Raw genomic sequence first — 17145 nt, forward strand, 5'->3', positions numbered from 1 at the left:
TCCAGGGGTAAGCACCTTTGGTTACAGCACTATTCGCCGTCGACTACTCGATCCGGATTGTGCCGTCTGGCAGCAATAGGACAGCTACCGCGCCGGCCTGCTTTGCAGCGCGAATGGCGCGAGCGACGTCTGCTTGGGTGAACCTTGCGGCTGTTCTGCTCATTTGTTCGGATTCGGCAGCCCTTCATGGCGGTCAAGCCACGCTTTTACAGCCGGCCAGTAAGGCCCCATCTCCCAGATAGTCCAGAAACCTGTAACTAACGACTGCTCCGCCCTTCTCGACGTCCAGTTCAAGATGCTTGTACTTTTCCGCTGTCAGCATCGGCACGAGCAACGGGAGGGCGTCGGCCGGCATAAACAGCACGGCTGAGTACCTGGCGCCGCGATAATTGACCTCCCCAACAGGCCGGGGATCCTGAGACGCGCTTGCGTATTCCTTGTAGCCAGCGGTTAGCGCTTCGTATGGAATGCACCTAATCTCGCCAACACTCGCCTTGATGCTCTTTGGTTTCTCAATGCCTGCCTGAATGACCAGGTGTCGAAGATCCGAATACAGCTCGTCACAGAAGCGGCTTTTGCCCATGCCGAACGAATAGTTCAGGCGCCAACTATGGATCTTCAGGGAGTGATTGACGGTTGCTGACTTCGCCATGCCGCATGGCAACACGTTTTGCCCCCGATGGGGAGTGGATTTTTAAACAAATCAGGAGCAGCATGTCCGTGGGTGTAGCAACCCGGACCAGTGATAGGCCGCATTCCTTGGTCAGGAAGTCACTCGATTGGCGTCGAGCGATTGCGGCTGAATGAACGGACGCGCTTGGCGGCGCGGCTCCGACCCGACGATTATTGCCTATCGGGATTCCGAGGGCAAGGCCGGGGGCGGACTGTGCTGTCCAGAGGGGGAGATTAAGTTCCCACCCCTTAAAAGCGTCCGACCCGTCTCACTGGCGGGTTGCTACCCCCCGGCTGCCTCGTCCGACACGGGGCGCGGCTGTAGCAGGCCGAACCAGTGAGCAAGAACCATGAAAAGCAGTGCCGAAAAGGCCCTTAGGGAGCCTCAGGAATCGTTTGCCGCCCTCGCGGCTGCCGTTAGCCCGTCGTGGCATCAGGCCATCATACGCCTCGCCAACGCGGCCCAGAGCATTGATGAAAAACTGACCGTAATGATGAGGGAGCCGGGCAACATTCAAAAGCGGTCACGCGACCTAATCGAGAGCCTGATCAATTTCCTCGACATGGTGAGCGAAGACCCCGACCTGGAGCCGTCATGCGGCGTTGCTTACGGCCAACCGCCCGGCGCAGACGAATGCGAGCCGCCAGAGGACGCCGAGCCGAGCCTTGGCAGTCCCGACCGCGCCCTCGACCAGACCCGTTGGTGCGCCGGCAGCAAGGACGACCTTGAGGTCGACGACTGCGACCGGGAGGACGACGACCCGGACGAGGCGAAGCAGCAGCCACCGGAGATGTGCCCATGCGCCTGAGCTAGGTGGAGGCCCGCCGGTTCACGCTGGCGGGCCTTGCTCTTATTTCTGGGATTGTTCTCACTTCCGGGAGCCTGGCCTTTTTCCGACCTCAGCGGCCTAGTTTTATTTAGCGAGTGTCCTTTTTTGACCAGACAGGCCGCACCGCAGTTGATCTGATTTCGTCATGGATTTCACCGCAGACGAGTGCCGGGAAAAGGCCGCCGATAAGCTGGCGCAGGCTGAACATGCTGTTGGCGTTCGCAGGGAGGAACTTCAAAACGCGGCCGAAGCGTGGTTACTGCTTGCTAGCAGGCTAGATGGTGTATTTGACCCCGAGCGTCCCACTTTGAATTTGAGGGTGTCCTAGTTTGCGGGTAGCCTGTTCCCTGCGGGGAACGAACCATGAAAGATATGCTCGAACATCTCTCGACCTTGCGAGAGCAGATCAAGAAGTGCGAACAGTTGAGAGACACAGCAAAGTCGAGCATCAAGCGCGCCGCCTTCGACCGGATCGTCGCTCACTACAAGGTCCTTGCGGCCGAGCTAGAGTACGCAATCAGCCAAGCTGAAAAAGAGTAAGGCCGCGTCAGTCGGCGGCCTCTTTCGCGCCTATGATCGCAAGCTTTGGATTACCCCGATCGAAGTCGGGCCTCACATCGGCACCTCGGCTCCCGCACCCCTGGCAGACGAACTGCGGCTCAATATCAGACAGCCGCACTTCATCGCCCCAGCGGTCGGCGTCCAGAGCAACGTGTCGGCCGCAGTGGCAATAGACCAGCACGCCGCGAACGCCCATGCCGCGCATCTCACCGAAGGCGATCTTGAGCGGCCGGCCGTCTGCGTGCGTTGCTGTGTGGCGTCTGGGGCGAGGCATGCCGCGATCAAAGCGGCGTCGCAAGTACCTCGCAAGGCTCTTCCGTTTATCCCGGAGGGCCTTTCGCGCATGACAGCGTGACCCCCAACGTCACCGCTAGCAATATCCAACCGACGATATCGACGGCGCTCATGGCTGCACCTGCCGAGTGTGCACAGAGTGTGCAGACGACAAAAAGCCTCTCAGATTGAGAGGCTGAATTTCGGCGCTAAGTGATTGATATTGCTTGGTGAGCGCGCTGGGGCTCGAACCCAGGACCCCGTGATTAAAAGTCACGTGCTCTACCGGCTGAGCTACGCGCTCCCATGGCCGCTGATGGCTTCGACAGAGATCGCCATCGTGCTCGGACATTCGAGAAGCATGTCTTGCCGCTGCGCTCTTGAGCTTGCGTCGCGGGGAAAAACCGGCTGTTTCCGGATCATGCTCTCGGCCCGCGCTGTGTAGGGGGAGTGGCTGCGGAGGTCAATAGTGCGGATGGTTGCCGAAGATAGCCGCAGGAGCGGGGATTTGCTCGCTGCTTCCGCTGGTTAGGCCGGGAATTTCAACCTGATTGGCGGCTCGTCGTCCACGCTGAACAGCGATGAGCTCCTGCGCGAGGGGAGGAGGCTGCCGCAAGAGCTGGGCCTTCCATGGTTCGAGACGCCCGCTTTGGCGGGCTCCTCACCATGAGGGTCTGGCAGTCTCGCCGCACAGTACGGCCGCATCCTGAGGGCCCGCCGCAGACGGGCGTCTCGAAGGATGGCCACAGGCGAGCTTTTCGCCCGTCAGTTCGTCTCGCGCCGCACCTCGCTCGGCACGGTTTGCGGCGCGCCGACGGGGGGCAGGGCGACCGGGCGCAGGCCGATCAGCTCGGCGGTGCGGATCGCGCTGTCGCGCCAGAACTGGAACGAGTTGATGCGGCTGAGCTCGAGGATGGCGATGGCGACCGCGGCCAGGAACGGCAGGCTCTGCAGCACCAGCACGCCGGCGAAGATGTAGATCTCGGTGATCTGCCGGAAGCTGTTGGAGGCGACCAGCACGCCGGCCCCGATCAGGAGCAGGGCGCCGATCACGGCTTCCCAGAACGCCTGGAACTCGATCGACATCCTGCTGAGGCCGCCCTTGGAGGTGCGGGCGAACGCGATGTGCTCGGTGATCAGGCCCTGCGCCACCGCGCGCGACACCGTCCACTGCACGCTCATCGCCGCGATCATCGCGCCCAGCATCTGGCCCGGCTTGATCGCGACGCGGGCGCGATACATCGACAGGAAGTGCGCCAGCGAGACGACGAAGGCGCCGATGATCGGCAGCGTCAGGATCTTGTCGGGAATGGCAATGTCGGCGAAGGCGACGATCGGCACCCAGACGAGGTTGAGCAACGCCACGACCACGCCGAGGCTTTCGGCGCCCAGCCAGTTCAGCCAGCCGAGGCCATATTCGCGCTTCTGGTCGGGCGTCAGCCGGCTCGCGCCAGGCAGGAAGCGGCGCCAGTGCTTCTTGACGATCTGCAGGCCGCCATAGGCCCAGCGGTGCCGCTGTTTCTTGAAGGCCTCGTAGGTGTCGGGCAGCAGGCCCGCGCCGTAGCGGGTGTTGGTGTAGTGGGTGGTCCAGCCGAGCTCCTGGATCGCAAGGCCGAGATCCGAATCCTCGCAGATCGTGTCGGACGACCAGCCGCCGGCCATGTCCATCGCGGCGCGGCGGATCAGGCACATCGTGCCGTGCACGATGATGGCGTTGGCCTCGTTGCGCTGGACCATGCCGATGTCGAAGAAGCCGGCATATTCGCCGTTCATGATGTAGTGCATGATCGACAGGTCGCCGTCGCGATGCTCCTGCGGCGCCTGCACGAGGCCGACGCGCGGGTCGGCGAAGGCCGGCACGAGGTCCTTCAGCCAATCGGGCTCGACGACATAGTCGGCATCGAGGATGCCGATGATCTCGGCATCGGCGGCGGTGCGGTCCATCGCGATGCGCAGCGCGCCGGCCTTGAAGCCCTGCACCTTCTCGGCGTTGATGAACTTGAAGCGTTCACCGAGCGCGCGGCAATGGTCCTGGATCGGCTGCCAGAAGGCGGGATCCGGCGTGTTGTTGATGATGACCACGCATTCGTAGTTCGGATAGTTCAGCCGCGACAGCGCATCCAGCGTCTGCTTGAGCATGTCGACCGGCTCGAAGTACGCCGGGATATGGATCGAGACCTTCGGATAGTAGTTCTCGGGCACGTTCGCGACCGGCTTGCTCCTGGTGAGAAGCCGCTGCGGCGGCCGGCCGAAGGCGACCGCGGCGATCTCGTCGATGCGCGCCATCGCGATGAGAACAAGAGGAACAAGGAGGATCATGCCGAGCGTCAGCGCGAAGGCCGAGCCGAAGATGAAGTAGTGGCTGTTCCAGAAGGCGAACACGGTCGCGGCCCAGGCGCCGACGCCGTTGGCGGTCGCCGAGAGCAGGAAGGCCTGCTTTGCGGTCGCTTTCTGGATCCGCAGGATCGGCAGCGACAGCAGGATGCCGACCAGCAGCGCGATGCCCATGAGCTTCCAATAGTCGGGGTTCTCCACCGGACCGGTCCAGGCGAATTTCGGCTCGCGGCTAGCGTTGAGGATGCCCCAGTACGGACCGACGCCGCCTTCGAAGAACTTCCAGGGCTGATCGATGGCTTCGACGATGTTGTATTCCATGCCGATGGCCTCGGCACGCGTGACGAAGTTGCGCAGGATCAGCGCCTGCTGGAACGGACCCGGGTCGGCGTTGCGCAGATTGTAGCCCTGGCTCGGCCAGCCGAACTCGGCGATCACGATGCGCTTGCCCGGGAACAGGTTGCGCAGCAGGTTGTAGCGGTCGACGGCCTGGTCCACCGCCTGGTCAGAGCGGAAGTTTTCCCAGTAGGGCAGCACGTGGGCGGCAATGAAATCGACGTTGGAGGCAAGGTCGGGATTGTCGCGCCAGATGTTCCAGATCTCGCCGGTGGTCACGGGCACGCGGACCGCGCCCTTCACCTTCTTGATCATGTCGATGAGGTCTTCGACCTTCTGCTCGCCGCGGTAGATCACCTCGTTGCCGACGACGACACCGACGACGTTGCTGTTCTTGCGGGCAAGCTCGATCGCGGCCTTGATCTCGCGCTCGTTGCGATCCTTGTCCTTGTCGATCCAGGCGCCGACGGTGACCTTGAGGCCGAACTCGGCCGCGATCGGCGGCACCAGTTCCACGCCGCCGGTGGACGAATAAAGGCGGATCGCGCGCGTCATGGTCGACAGCGTCTTCAGGTCGGCGCGGATTTTCTCGACGGTCGGAATGTTGTCGATGTCGGGATGGGCCGAGCCTTCGAACGGGGCGTAGGAAACGCTGGGCAGGAGGCCCTTGAAGTCAGGCGCGGGTTCCTTGTCGCGCAAGACCCCCCAGACTCCTGCATGGAGCACAGACACGAGCAACAGAACGGCGGCGACAACGCGCATCGCGGCTAAACCAAAAGGGGCTGAGGTGGCAGGGAAGCGGATCCGACCCCTAGATCCGACCGAGTCCGCGGCAAAGGGAGCATACCTCTGCCGCGCGGTTTCACAACTGTCATGGCCTCATGTCCTTATGAGGGCATGCCTTTTGGGATGCGTGGCAGTGCCAACCGTCTCTATCGCCGATCGTTCCTGAACGGCAGCTGAAACGATCGCGCTATTTCGAGGGGGCCGGGGACGGGCTTGCCGCAGGCGAGGGGCTCGCGGCCGGCTGCGGTGCCGGAGAGTTGCCTGCGGCCGGCGCTGCCGGCGAGGAGGCCGCGGCGGCCTGCTGCGGCTGGGCGTTCGGGTTGATCCAGCACGCGTGCACGCGGCTGTCCAGGGTCTCGGCGACCTTCGGATCGATCTGGCCACCGAACCGGGTCAGGCAGCGGAACGCGGCCTGGATGTGACCGCCGGGACAGCCGAAGCGGTCGTAGAGGTCGAGATGGCGGAACGCGGTATCGAGGTCGTCCCGCCACATCAGCCGCACCACGCGCCGGCCGAGCCAGACGCATTCGGGGTTGCCGGCCGGGCCGTTGATGACCTGCGCTGCTTCCGCGAACTCGTCGGTGCGGCGCTGATTCTGGGCTGCGTCCTTGGCGGCGTCGGCGGGCTGGGCGGCCGCCTTGCCTTGGTCAGGAGCCGGCGTGCCGCTCTGGGCGGAGGCGCCGCCGACACCGATCAGAACGAGCAAGGAGGAGACGGCCAAGGTGGCGGCGAACTGCCGCAGGACCGCATTTCGTAACTCGAACACCCGTTGCCGCATGAATTCCCCAATATATCCGCTGACCGTCCGCGCCGAGACCTCGCGGACGCGCTAGCTGATGGCGTCCAAATGGGTCTCCAATGCGGCGGAAAATTCCCGTCGAATCCCATGACCTGTATTTCGAATTTTGTCCAGCAAAGTCACGATCCTAGCCCACGGCTGAAGGGCCGCAGCCAAATTCCGCAGGGTGAGGAGCGGGTCGGTCGCCTGTTACCCCTTGGCAGAAGGCGTGCGAGCAGGTAATCGACGGACCCTTCGCGGAGGACGGAACCGATTTCTCTTCGTACGCCACTGGCGCTTCTGCTCGTTTCATTGGGTGCGATCGCTGCCGTGTGGTGGTGGCTTGCCACGCCGATCACGCTCGCGCGCGCCCCGATCGACCCCGCCGACAAGGTTCAGTGCGTCTCCTACGCGCCGTTCCGCGGCGAGCAGACGCCGCTGGAGGCGTGGACCCATATCGAGGCCGAGCAGATCGAGCAGGATCTCCGCCAGCTCAAAGAGATCACCGACTGCATTCGCACCTACTCGATGGAGAACGGGCTCGACCAGGTGCCGGCGGTTGCCGCCAAGGTTGGCGGGCTGAAAGTGCTCCAGGGCATCTGGCTTTCCAGCAACCGCACCAAGAATTTCGAGCAGGCCGCGCTCGCCGTTCGCCTCACCAAGGAATTCCCCGACATCATCAGCGCGGTGATCGTCGGCAACGAGGTGCTGCTGCGCGGCGAGATGACGACGGCGGACCTCGTCTCGATCATCCGCTCGGTGAAGGCGCAGGTCAGCGTGCCCGTCACCTATGCCGATGTCTGGGAATACTGGCTGAAGAACCGCGAGGTCTATGACGCCGTCGACTTCGTCACGATCCACATCCTGCCCTATTGGGAGGATTTCCCCGTCAGGGCGAAATTCGCCGCCGCCCATGTCGAGCAGATCCGCGAGCGCATGGTGGTGGCGTTTCCCGGCAAGGAGATCCTGATCGGCGAAACCGGCTGGCCGAGCGCGGGCCGGATGCGCGACGGCGCGCTGCCGTCGCGGACCAACCAGGCGCGCGTCGTCTCGGAAATCCTGAGCCTTGCGAAGACGCAGAAGTTCCGCGTCAATCTGATCGAGTCCTACGACCAGCCGTGGAAGCGCAAGCTGGAAGGCACCGTCGGCGGCTATTGGGGCCTGTATGATTCGGTGCGCCGAAACCTGAAATATCCGCCGGGACAGCCGATTAGCAATTTCCCGTACTGGAAATGGTACATGGGCGCGGGCATGGGCCTCAGCGTGCTGGTGTTCGCGGTCGCGCTCATCACACTGCGCCGGCGGCCGTGGACGCCGCGCTTCCCGGCCTGGCTCGGCGTCGGCATCTCGGCGACGACGGCGGGCAGCCTGCTCGGTATCGGCATCGACAAGATGTACTACGAGAGCTACGGCATCGGCGGCTGGCTGCTGTGGGGCGCGCTGCTGCTGGCCGGCATCCTGTCGCCGATCTTCTGCGCGCAGGCGATGGTGATCGGCCGCAGCCTTCCGACCTTCCTCGATCTGCTTGGCCCGCGTGAGGGCCGGAAATGGTCTAAGCTCACCGCGGTGCTCGGCCTGACGCTGGCCGTGACGGCGGTGATCGCTTCCGCGACCGCGCTCGGCTTCGTGTTCGACCCGCGCTACAAGGATTTTCCCTACGCCGCGCTGACGATGGCGGTGGTGCCGTTTGCGCTGCTGATGCTGAACCGGCCCCAGATCGGCCAGCGTCCGATCGCCGAAGCGGTGTTCGCGGGCGTGCTGACGCTTTCGGCGGCCTATGTGCTGGTCAACGAAGGCCGCGACAATTGGCAGTCGCTGTGGACCTGCGCGATCTATCTGTTGTTCGCGCTCACGCTGTGGCGGGCGCGGGCCGAGCAAACCCAAGAATGAACAGGCCGATCGCAAGGCCGGACAGCACGACGTTGTAGAGCACGATGCCGAGGCCGGCGGCGACGATGCCGACGGTGAGCAGCACGATCGACGGCCGCATCAGGTTCAGCGTCGCCACCACCAGTGCGACGATGCCGAACACCGAATTCTTGAACAGGACGGTCGCGACCGAACGCGCCTTGCAGATTGCGGTCTGCAGGCCGGCGTCGCAGGCAAGCGCGACCGTCGAGAGCTCGATGCCGAGATAGCGCAGGTAACTGGCATAGCCGACGGAGACGAAGCCGACGACGATCAGGAACTGCACCTGGTAGGGCGTGAGGCGAAAGGGCTTCTTTGTCATGGGCGCAATATGGTCGGGATGGGGCGGACAGGCAACAGGGCAGGCGATGTTTCCGCTGATCCGATCCGGGCGGACGTGTCATGCCGACGCCAGGATTATTTCAACCCCAGCCGGCGCTCGACCCAGCCCAGCACGAACAGCACAAGCAACGTCACCGCGATGGCTGCTCCGACGAGCAGCCAGGCTCCCAACGCGCAGGCAATGCCGAGGCCGGCCGCGATCCAGACCGTCGCGGCCGTGGTGAGGCCGTGAACTGTCTTTGCCTTGGCGTCGTGCAGGATGACGCCTGCCCCGATGAACCCGACGCCGGTCAGCACGCCGGCAACGACGCCCTGAATGACCCTGGAGATCGCATCCGGGTGGTCGCGCAGGTTCTGGAACTCGATCACGGAGATCGAAACCAGCGCGGAGCCGAGAGCCACCAGCGCCAGGGTTCGCATGCCCACCGGCTTGTCGTTCATGTCGCGGTCGATGCCGATCAGCAGCCCTGTTCCGGCCGCGACGAGAAGCCTCAGGACATCATCCAGTTCGTTCATCAAAACCCACGAGTTCGGAAACAGGGCGACATTCGGATTGCGCCGGAAACGACTGCAAGCTTGCTGCGAAAGAGCGGCTCACGTCCAAGCGTCCGTTGGTCGCATGCAAGGTCGCGCGATCATCGGGATCGTGCGGTGCGGGCCGTCTCTGACAGCGCGACGGCGCCGGCCGGGTCGGTCGGCGCCGTCTGCCAGAGTGGACGACTTTGGCCTTGCACCGTCACTTCCTTGTGGTGCTCGAACCCGTGGTGTTCTGCATCTTCTGTCCGGGAGCACTTTCCGAGTGGCCCGGTCCGGCGGTGGTATTGGTCTGATGGCCCGGCGCGTATTCGGAGGCACCGGGACCTGTCGAAGGCTTCGTCGTGTTCTGCATCTGCTGGCCCGGCGCGTTGCTCGAGGCGCCCGGCGATTTTGTCGTTTGCACAAGCGCCGAGGACGCCGCGAGAACAGCGGCCGTTGCGATGATGAATGTCTTCACGCGTGTCTCCTTTGGTCCATGGAGGCGGGCACGAGTGCTTCTGCCAGTCGGCCGCTCCGGTTCACGACCGGGATAACTTGGCAGTCGGCGGCTGGTTCGATGACGGGCTGAAAATTAAGCCCGTCTGCGCGCGCGACGACATGCTGTCATTCACCGCGGGTTCAGGTGGAAGCGGAGTCCGTCCCAAAGCGCGATGCGATCAGGATGAATCGTTCGCGCTCTAGGTTGTTCTTAAAGCATGATCTCTTCGGAAAACCGCTGCGCACTTTCCGGATGATGCTTTAGCGTCTGAAGAACGACGATAGCGTCGATCCCGCTGACGTCGATGCTGCCTCTGGTTTCGCCGGCGCCGGCGCAGGCTGCGCCGCAGGAGCGGGCGCGGGCTCCTCGCGCTTGGATCGTTTCGAGGAGTAGTTGCGGCGGCGCTGCGGCTTCTCGGGCTTTGCGGCCGGCGCAGTTTCGGCTTGCGGCACCGCGTCCTGATTCTTCTCCGGGCTCTTCTCTTGAACCCTGTCCTGGGTTTTCTCTTGCGCCTTTTCCTGGGCCTTTTCCTGGCCCTTCTCTTGTCCCTTTTCCTGGCCGCCACGCATCGACAAACGTTGACCATCGAACACGGTGGTCTCGCAGTGACGGTCGTTCTCGGCGAGGCTCGCGCAGAATTTTGCGGCGACGGCGGCGTTCACCAGCGGGCCGGCTCCCAAGCGAAGCTGCATGCCAAGGCCGGTGGTGCCTTCCTTGATCATGATGATCGGCCGCAGCGCCGCGATCTCCGGATGGGACTTGGTCAGGCCGCGCCAGAGCGCGCGCAGACCGTCGATCGAGTTGGCGCCGCCGAGATCGATCGCAAAACGCGTCTGCTGAACCGCGATCGCAGGAGATTCGTTCTCAGCTGCTTCCGGTGGCTTGGTTACTGCCGCGACGACCTCGGGGCCGGGCGCCGGCTCGGCCTTCTTCTCGGCGGCCTTCTCGGCTGCCTCGGGTTGAATCAGTTTCGATGCGGACGGATCCGGCAGTGCCATGAGCGGCTTGGACGGCACCAGCGGAATGGCCGGCAGCGCCGAGTTCATTGCCGGCGTCTGTTGCACGAGCGAGGCGGCAGCGGCGGTCTGCGGCGGTGGGCTCGGCGGCTCCTTCAGCGATTCCTTCGGTGGGTCCTTCTGAGAATCCTTGGCGGCTTCCGTGCGCGGCTTGTCGTTTGCCGGAGCTGGCGTCGAGGCGACCGGCGCGACGCTGGGAGCTGCGGGCGCCGGGTCCTGCGGCTTCGCGCCCTGCTGCGGCGTGGCGGTCTGCTTTGCAATGGCGCCGGTGACGGAATCGAGCCCTTGCTCCAGCACGGTGACACGCGAATAGAGCCGGTCGCGATCGGTGTTCAGCGTCTCGATGGCGGCGGCGAGCCGGCGGGCCTCGTTCTGGCTCTCCCTGGTCAGCATCTGGAGCCGGTCGGCCTGGCGCGCGAGATCGGTGGCGGCAGCCTGGTCGCGCCGCCAGCCGAGCTGGGCCTGGTTGGCCATCACCGCGATGACGACCGCGCCCACGGCCGCTACGCCCCACGAGCCCAGCCGCCACATCATGCGACGGTCGAACGCGCTTTCCTCCGCCAAAAGTCCGGAGAACAGCCCGCCGGTCTCCTTGGTGCCGAAGGCATCCGCCAGTCGGTCGGAATCCTTTGCCATGTACGTTAAGTGCCCAGCCCCGGTCCGGGCTTCCCCGAATCAATCAGGGAACATTAACAGGAAAAGCGCCTCGCACTTGAATTCCGGGCGTTTGCGGGGGTAGCAAGGCGATAGCCTTCCGAGGGCGCTCGCTGCCCGTTGCGCCAATTGATTCGGCTATATCTGACAGGATTTCGATGACCGCCCGTTCCAGCCTCACGATCGTGCTCGCCGCCGGTGAAGGCACGCGCATGCGATCGAGCCTGCCGAAGGTGCTGCATCCCGTAGCTTCCCAGACGCTGCTCGCCCACGTGCTCGCCGCCGCACCGACGGGAGCCGGCACCTCGCTCGCGGTCGTGATCGGCCCCGATCACCAGGCCGTCGCGGATGAGGCGAAGCGCATCCGTCCCGACGTGCTCACCTTCGTGCAGAACGAACGCCTTGGCACCGCGCACGCGGTGCTGGCGGCGCGCGAGGCGATCGCGCGCGGCGTTGACGATCTCCTCATCGCCTTCGGCGACACGCCGCTGATCTCGGCCGAGACTTTTGCGCGGCTGCGCGCGCCGCTCGCCGGCGGCGCCGCGATCGCCGCGCTCGGCTTTCGCGCCGCCGATCCGACCGGCTACGGCCGCTTCATCGTCGAGGGCGACCGCCTGGTCGCGATCCGCGAACAGGCCGACGCCAGTGCGGATGAGCGCAAGATCGATCTGTGCAACGCCGGCGTGATGGCGATCGACGGCCGCCGCGCGCTCGACATCCTCGGGCAAATCGGCAATGCGAATTCCAAGGGCGAATATTATCTGACGGACGCAGTCGAAATCGTCCGCGAAAAGGGATGGGAGTCCGTCGTGATCGAGACCAGCGAGGACGAGGTGCGCGGCATCAATACCAAGGCGCAGCTCGCCGAAGCGGAAGGCGTGATCCAGGCGCGCTTGCGCAAGGCGGCGATGGAGGCCGGCGTCACACTGATCGCGCCGGAGACGGTTTATCTCTCCGCGGACACGGTGTTCGGCAAGGACGTGACCATCGAGCCGTTCGTGGTGATCGGCCCCGGCGTGTCGATCGCGGACGGCACCGTGATCCATTCCTTCTCGCACATCGTGCAGACCACGCTCGGCAAGAACGTCTCGATCGGCCCCTATGCGCGGCTTCGTCCCGGCACCTCGCTCGGCGACGGCGCGCGCATCGGCAATTTCGTGGAGACCAAGGCGGCGACGCTGGAGGCCGGCGTCAAGGTCAACCATCTCTCCTATATCGGCGATGCCACCGTCGGCGCCAACTCCAACATCGGTGCCGGCACCATCACCTGCAACTACGACGGCTTCAAGAAGCACAAGACGGTGATCGGGCAGGGCGCGTTCGTCGGCACCAACTCTTCGCTGGTCGCGCCGGTGACAATCGGCAAGGGCGCCTATATCGGCTCCGGCTCGGTGATCACGAAGGATGTACCCGACGACGCGATGGCGCTGGAGCGCAGCCAGCAGGTCATCAGGGAAGGCGGCGCGGCGCGCTATCGCGAGCTGAAGACGGGCGGCAAGAAGCCGGAGAAATGAGCGGCGCTATTCGTCGTCGGCGAATTCGGAGAAGATGGCGCGGGTCAGGCGCCAGCCGCGCGGCTTGGCGCGCTTCACCGGCTCGCCTTCCGCATGCTTGACGAAGACGGGCTTGCTTTCCTTGCCGCGCATGGGCGGCGGCCAATGCGCGAGGCGAGTGCCCGTGGTCTCGCTGGCGCGGACGGACATCGATGACAGGCCTTTGCGGTCGGACGAGCCCTTCATGACCCTGTATCTCCTGGATGGAAATCGTTGGCTAAACCAGTTGACAACAAGTTAATGCGCGCGGTTTAACGCCGGCCAATTCGACGCAGGCGAAGTGCAGGGCGCCCGGTCCTGTCTCAATCGGCAATAATTATTGAGTATCTGGTTCGTCGGGAATTTCGCTAAAAACTGAGCGCGTCGTTTAGGCGATTTTTCGACGATTTGGGGGATAGTGATCCGCATGTGCGGGATTGTCGGCATTCTCGGGCGCGAGCCGGTTGCAGAGCAATTGGTGGATTCGCTCAAACGTCTTGAATATCGCGGCTATGATTCCGCGGGCGTGGCCACGCTCGAAGGTGCGCACCTCGAGCGCCGCCGCGCCGAGGGCAAGCTCAAGAACCTGGAGAAGCGGCTCGAAGCCGAGCCTCTGAAGGGCACCACCGGGATCGGCCACACGCGCTGGGCCACTCACGGCAAGCCGACCGTCAACAATGCCCATCCGCACGCGACCGAGCGCGTCGCTGTCGTTCACAACGGCATCATCGAGAATTTCCGCGAACTGCGCGAGGAGCTCGAGAAGAACGGCACGGTGTTCCACACCGAGACCGACACCGAGATCGTGCTGCATCTCGTCGACGATCTGCTCGCACGCGGCAACAAGCCGGTCGAAGCCGTCAAGCTGACGCTGGCGCGCCTTCGCGGCGCCTTCGCGCTCGGTTTCATCTTCTCCGGCGACAACGACCTCATGATCGGGGCCCGCAACGGACCGCCGCTGGCGATCGGCTACGGCGACGGCGAGATGTATCTCGGCTCCGACGCCATCGCGCTCGGCCCGTTCACCGACACGATCAGCTATCTCGAAGACGGCGACTGGGTGGTGCTGACCCGCAAGAGCGCGACGATCTTCGACAAGGACGGCTACACCGTCCAGCGCGACAAGATCAGGCACGCCGCCTCGACCTCGCTGGTCGACAAGGCCAATTACCGCCACTTCATGGCAAAGGAAATCCACGAGCAGCCGGAAGTGGTCGGCCACACGCTGGCGCGCTACGTCGACATGGCGACCGAGCGCGTCGCGCTGCCCGTCAAGCTCCCGTTCGACCTCAAGACCATCCAGCGCATCAACATCACGGCGTGCGGCACCGCGAGCTATGCCGGCTTCGTCGCGAAGTACTGGTTCGAGCGCTTTGCGCGCGTGCCGGTCGAGGTCGATGTCGCCTCCGAGTTCCGCTACCGCGAGGCGCCCTTGCGCAAGGGCGATCTCGCCATCTTCATCTCGCAGTCCGGCGAGACCGCCGACACCCTGGCCGCGCTGCGCTATGCCAAGGCGCAAGGCGTGCACACGGTCGCCGTCGTCAACGTGCCGACCTCCACGATCGCGCGCGAGAGCGAGACCGTGCTGCAAACGCTGGCGGGACCGGAGATCGGCGTCGCCTCGACCAAGGCTTTCACCTGCCAGCTCATGGTGCTGGCAAACCTTGCGATCGCGGCCGGCAAGGCGAGAGGCGAATTGTCCGACGAGGACGAGACCAGGCTGGTCCATGGCCTCGTCGAGGTCCCGCGCCTGATGGCAGACGCGCTCACCACCGAGCCCCAGATCGAAAAGCTCGCGCACCGGATCGCCAAGTCGCGCGACGTGCTCTATCTCGGCCGGGGCACCAGCTTCCCGCTGGCGCTCGAAGGCGCGCTGAAGCTGAAGGAGATCTCCTACATCCACGCCGAAGGCTATGCCGCCGGCGAGCTCAAGCACGGGCCGATCGCGCTGATCGACGAGACCATGCCTGTCGTCGTCATCGCGCCTTACGACCGGGTGTTCGAAAAGACCGTCTCGAACATGCAGGAGGTCGCCGCGCGTGGCGGCAATATCATCCTGATGACGGACGCCAAGGGCGCCGCGGAGGCGACGGTCGAGTCCCTCGTCACCATCGTCATGCCCGACATGGCGGCGGCCTTCACACCAATGGTCTATGCCGTCCCTGTGCAGCTGCTCGCCTATCACACGGCCGTCGTGATGGGCACCGATGTCGACCAGCCGCGCAACCTCGCCAAATCGGTGACCGTGGAATAGGCAAAACGGACATCGGTCGGTCGCTTCGTGGTCTTCCAAAACCTGCTAGAAGACCCTAGCTTGTTGCTAGCGACCGACCTGGAACCCGAATGACCCCCCGCGACGACGCGCCCGCGCCTCTTGATCCCGTCCCGGAACCGCATACCGGCCTGATGGGCCGCTTCCGCAATTATTTCCTGACCGGGCTCGTCGTGACCGGGCCGATCGCGATCACGCTGTATCTGGTCTGGTGGTTCGTCACCTGGGTCGACGGCGTGGTGCGGCCCTTCGTGCCGCTGGCCTACCGGCCCGAAACCTATCTGCCTTACGTCATTCCCGGCTGGGGACTGGTCGTCGCATTCTTCACGCTGACGCTGGTCGGCTTCCTGGCGGCCAATCTGATCGGCCGGACGCTGGTCGATGTCGGTGAAACCTTGCTCGGCCGGATCCCGGCCGTGCGCGCCATCTATCGCGGCCTGAAGCAGGTGTTCGAGACGCTGTTCTCGGGTAAGGGCTCGAGCTTCCGCAAAGTCGGCCTCGTCGAGTTTCCCTCGCCGGGCATGTGGTCGATCGTGCTGATCTCGCAATCGCCGAACGAGGACATCGCGCGCAGCCTGCCGGGGCAGGAGGAGCACGTCTCGGTGTTCCTGCCGTGCTCGCCGAACCCGACCACCGGATTCTTCTTCTATGTCCCGAAGAGCAAGATCATCGAGGTCGATCTCACCGCCGAGGATGCCGCGACGCTGATCATGTCGGCCGGCGTGGTGCAGCCGGGCTCGGCGCCCGATCCGAAGAAGGCGGCGGCGCTTGCTGGCGTGGCGAATGCCGCGCGTATCGCCAATGCCTCCAAGCTCCAGCCCGAACCTGCGAAGGCGGAGTAGGGCCATTCCCCCGCGGGATGGCCGCGTTCACGCAGGCGTTTTCGTCCTCTGCTATTCTCCGGTTGAACCCGAGCCTGCCGCCCGGAATTCGATCTGGAGTGCATGATGTCCAAAACGACGAAGACCATTGCGATCCTCGCCCCCGGTGCCATGGGCAGCGCCGTGGCCCGCCGTCTCAGCGAGAACGGAGCGCGCGTGCTGACGTCGCTGAAGGGACGGAGCGAGGCGACGCTGAAACGCGCGGCAGATGCCGGCATGGTCGGCGCCGAGGACGAGGCGATCGCCGAGGCCGACATCATCCTCTCGATCGTGCCGCCGGGCGAAGCCGTCGCGCTGGCTGAGCGGCTGGCCGCGCTGATCGTCCGGCGCGCAAAGAAGCCTGTTGTCGTCGACTGCAACGCCGTCAATGTCGACACGGTGCAAAGGATCGAGGAGATCATCGGCTCAGCCCAGGCGCCGTTCGTCGACGCCGGCATCATCGGCTTCCCTCCGCAGCCCGGCGGCAAGAGCCCGGCCTTCTACATGTCCGGCGAGCACGCCAAGGACGTCGCCGTGCTGAAGGATTTCGGCCTCGACGTGCGGATCGTCGAAGGCCCGGTCGGCGCGGCGTCGGCGCTGAAGATGTCCTATGCCGGCATCGTCAAGGGCCTCGCCGGCATCGGCTCGGCCATGGTGATTGCGGCCACGAAAGCGGGTGCGGCCGATGCGCTGCGCGACGAGCTTGCGCTCAGCCAGCCGGCGATCCTGGCGCGGCTCGAAGTGGCGCTGCCCGACATGATTCCGAAAGCCTATCGCTGGGTCGCGGAGATGCGGGAGATTTCCGGCTTCCTCGGGCCCGATCATCCGGCGAGCCAGATCTATGAGGGCTTTGCGCGCTGGTTCGAGCATCTCGCGGAGGATGCGAAGGGCGAGGCGGCGGATGCGGAGCTAATGAAGGCGTTTGCCGCGGGGAACGCGCGGAAGAAGACCTGACGTGCCCACGTACGCTCCCGCA

17 protein-coding genes and 1 tRNA gene are annotated in these 17145 nt (G+C 64.5%); 8 read left to right on the top strand and 10 right to left on the bottom strand.

Annotation, left to right across the window (positions count from 1 at the left end; translation table 11 throughout):
- Positions 1-193: 193 nt before the first annotated feature.
- Positions 194-652, bottom strand: a complete 459-nt coding sequence (locus IVB23_RS00870; protein WP_247802228.1) for a hypothetical protein — start codon at positions 650-652, stop codon at positions 194-196.
- A gap of 370 nt (positions 653-1022) precedes the next feature.
- On the opposite strand from IVB23_RS00870, the gene IVB23_RS00875 reads away from it, so the two are divergent.
- The 3 genes from IVB23_RS00875 to IVB23_RS00885 all read left to right on the top strand — a co-directional run bounded on the left by IVB23_RS00875 (position 1023) and on the right by IVB23_RS00885 (position 2042).
- Entirely contained in the window at positions 1023-1481 is a 459-nt protein-coding gene (locus IVB23_RS00875) for a hypothetical protein (protein ID WP_247802229.1), read from the top strand.
- A gap of 166 nt (positions 1482-1647) precedes the next feature.
- Positions 1648-1830 carry a hypothetical protein gene (locus IVB23_RS00880; protein WP_247802230.1) on the top strand — a complete coding sequence of 61 codons (183 nt, stop codon included), beginning with the start codon at positions 1648-1650 and terminating at the stop codon, positions 1828-1830.
- A 35-nt stretch (positions 1831-1865) separates the two neighbouring features.
- Positions 1866-2042 carry a hypothetical protein gene (locus IVB23_RS00885; RefSeq protein ID WP_247802231.1) on the top strand — a complete coding sequence of 59 codons (177 nt, stop codon included), beginning with the start codon at positions 1866-1868 and terminating at the stop codon, positions 2040-2042.
- A gap of 7 nt (positions 2043-2049) precedes the next feature.
- On the opposite strand, the gene IVB23_RS00890 is transcribed toward IVB23_RS00885, so the two are convergent.
- From IVB23_RS00890 to IVB23_RS00905, 4 genes are all read right to left on the bottom strand, one after another.
- Positions 2050-2337, bottom strand: coding sequence for a hypothetical protein (locus IVB23_RS00890; protein ID WP_247802232.1), 288 nt, complete (start codon positions 2335-2337; stop codon positions 2050-2052).
- 227 nt (positions 2338-2564) lie between these two features.
- Positions 2565-2640 (bottom strand) — tRNA-Lys (locus IVB23_RS00895).
- Positions 2641-3101: 461 nt separating this feature from the next.
- Complete coding sequence (locus IVB23_RS00900) at positions 3102-5768, bottom strand: glycosyltransferase (RefSeq protein ID WP_061881728.1); 2667 nt, start codon at positions 5766-5768, stop codon at positions 3102-3104.
- Positions 5769-5979: 211 nt separating this feature from the next.
- Positions 5980-6570, bottom strand: a complete 591-nt coding sequence (locus IVB23_RS00905) for a hypothetical protein (protein WP_061881727.1) — start codon at positions 6568-6570, stop codon at positions 5980-5982.
- A gap of 330 nt (positions 6571-6900) precedes the next feature.
- On the opposite strand from IVB23_RS00905, the gene IVB23_RS00910 reads away from it, so the two are divergent.
- Entirely contained in the window at positions 6901-8460 is a 1560-nt protein-coding gene (locus IVB23_RS00910) for a beta-(1-6) glucans synthase (protein WP_247802233.1), read from the top strand.
- On the opposite strand, the gene IVB23_RS00915 is transcribed toward IVB23_RS00910, so the two are convergent.
- The 4 genes from IVB23_RS00915 to IVB23_RS00930 all read right to left on the bottom strand — a co-directional run bounded on the left by IVB23_RS00915 (position 8420) and on the right by IVB23_RS00930 (position 11487).
- Positions 8420-8800: a hypothetical protein gene (locus tag IVB23_RS00915; protein ID WP_028178746.1), complete on the bottom strand. Its 381-nt coding sequence runs from the start codon at positions 8798-8800 to the stop codon at positions 8420-8422. The genes IVB23_RS00910 and IVB23_RS00915 overlap by 41 nt on opposite strands.
- A gap of 95 nt (positions 8801-8895) precedes the next feature.
- Entirely contained in the window at positions 8896-9336 is a 441-nt protein-coding gene (locus tag IVB23_RS00920; protein WP_028178747.1) for an MgtC/SapB family protein, read from the bottom strand.
- A 220-nt stretch (positions 9337-9556) separates the two neighbouring features.
- Positions 9557-9814, bottom strand: a complete 258-nt coding sequence (locus IVB23_RS00925; RefSeq protein WP_247802234.1) for a hypothetical protein — start codon at positions 9812-9814, stop codon at positions 9557-9559.
- 281 nt (positions 9815-10095) lie between these two features.
- Entirely contained in the window at positions 10096-11487 is a 1392-nt protein-coding gene (locus IVB23_RS00930; protein WP_247802235.1) for a hypothetical protein, read from the bottom strand.
- 176 nt (positions 11488-11663) lie between these two features.
- Between IVB23_RS00930 and glmU the strand changes: the two genes are divergently transcribed.
- Complete coding sequence (glmU, locus tag IVB23_RS00935) at positions 11664-13019, top strand: bifunctional UDP-N-acetylglucosamine diphosphorylase/glucosamine-1-phosphate N-acetyltransferase GlmU (protein WP_061881723.1); 1356 nt, start codon at positions 11664-11666, stop codon at positions 13017-13019.
- Between the two features lie 6 nt (positions 13020-13025).
- Here glmU and IVB23_RS00940 read toward each other — a convergent pair whose 3' ends face one another.
- Entirely contained in the window at positions 13026-13244 is a 219-nt protein-coding gene (locus IVB23_RS00940; protein ID WP_061881722.1) for a hypothetical protein, read from the bottom strand.
- 220 nt (positions 13245-13464) lie between these two features.
- On the opposite strand from IVB23_RS00940, the gene glmS reads away from it, so the two are divergent.
- From glmS to IVB23_RS00955, 3 genes are all read left to right on the top strand, one after another.
- Positions 13465-15291 (top strand): glutamine--fructose-6-phosphate transaminase (isomerizing), encoded by a 1827-nt coding sequence (gene glmS, locus IVB23_RS00945; protein WP_247802236.1) that lies wholly within the window; start codon positions 13465-13467, stop codon positions 15289-15291.
- Between the two features lie 89 nt (positions 15292-15380).
- A complete protein-coding gene (locus tag IVB23_RS00950) occupies positions 15381-16151 on the top strand; it encodes a DUF502 domain-containing protein (protein ID WP_239623682.1) in 771 nt (256 codons plus the stop codon).
- Positions 16152-16253: 102 nt separating this feature from the next.
- A complete protein-coding gene (locus IVB23_RS00955) occupies positions 16254-17123 on the top strand; it encodes an NAD(P)-dependent oxidoreductase (protein WP_247802237.1) in 870 nt (289 codons plus the stop codon).
- Positions 17124-17145 lie beyond the last annotated feature (22 nt).

Origin of the sequence: Bradyrhizobium sp. 191 (genome assembly GCF_023100985.1) — a bacterium.
Taxonomy (GTDB): domain Bacteria; phylum Pseudomonadota; class Alphaproteobacteria; order Rhizobiales; family Xanthobacteraceae; genus Bradyrhizobium; species Bradyrhizobium diversitatis.

Coding starts and splice junctions, on each gene's coding strand:
- IVB23_RS00950 (WP_239623682.1), top strand. CDS start 15,381: ATGACCCCCCGCGACGACGCGCCCGCGCCTCTTGATCCCGTCCCGGAA.
- IVB23_RS00905 (WP_061881727.1), bottom strand. CDS start 6,570: ATGCGGCAACGGGTGTTCGAGTTACGAAATGCGGTCCTGCGGCAGTTC.
- glmU (WP_061881723.1), top strand. CDS start 11,664: ATGACCGCCCGTTCCAGCCTCACGATCGTGCTCGCCGCCGGTGAAGGC.
- IVB23_RS00930 (WP_247802235.1), bottom strand. CDS start 11,487: ATGGCAAAGGATTCCGACCGACTGGCGGATGCCTTCGGCACCAAGGAG.
- IVB23_RS00920 (WP_028178747.1), bottom strand. CDS start 9,336: ATGAACGAACTGGATGATGTCCTGAGGCTTCTCGTCGCGGCCGGAACA.
- IVB23_RS00885 (WP_247802231.1), top strand. CDS start 1,866: ATGAAAGATATGCTCGAACATCTCTCGACCTTGCGAGAGCAGATCAAG.
- IVB23_RS00915 (WP_028178746.1), bottom strand. CDS start 8,800: ATGACAAAGAAGCCCTTTCGCCTCACGCCCTACCAGGTGCAGTTCCTG.
- glmS (WP_247802236.1), top strand. CDS start 13,465: ATGTGCGGGATTGTCGGCATTCTCGGGCGCGAGCCGGTTGCAGAGCAA.
- IVB23_RS00880 (WP_247802230.1), top strand. CDS start 1,648: ATGGATTTCACCGCAGACGAGTGCCGGGAAAAGGCCGCCGATAAGCTG.
- IVB23_RS00875 (WP_247802229.1), top strand. CDS start 1,023: ATGAAAAGCAGTGCCGAAAAGGCCCTTAGGGAGCCTCAGGAATCGTTT.
- IVB23_RS00955 (WP_247802237.1), top strand. CDS start 16,254: ATGATGTCCAAAACGACGAAGACCATTGCGATCCTCGCCCCCGGTGCC.
- IVB23_RS00900 (WP_061881728.1), bottom strand. CDS start 5,768: ATGCGCGTTGTCGCCGCCGTTCTGTTGCTCGTGTCTGTGCTCCATGCA.
- IVB23_RS00870 (WP_247802228.1), bottom strand. CDS start 652: ATGGCGAAGTCAGCAACCGTCAATCACTCCCTGAAGATCCATAGTTGG.
- IVB23_RS00890 (WP_247802232.1), bottom strand. CDS start 2,337: ATGCCTCGCCCCAGACGCCACACAGCAACGCACGCAGACGGCCGGCCG.
- IVB23_RS00940 (WP_061881722.1), bottom strand. CDS start 13,244: ATGAAGGGCTCGTCCGACCGCAAAGGCCTGTCATCGATGTCCGTCCGC.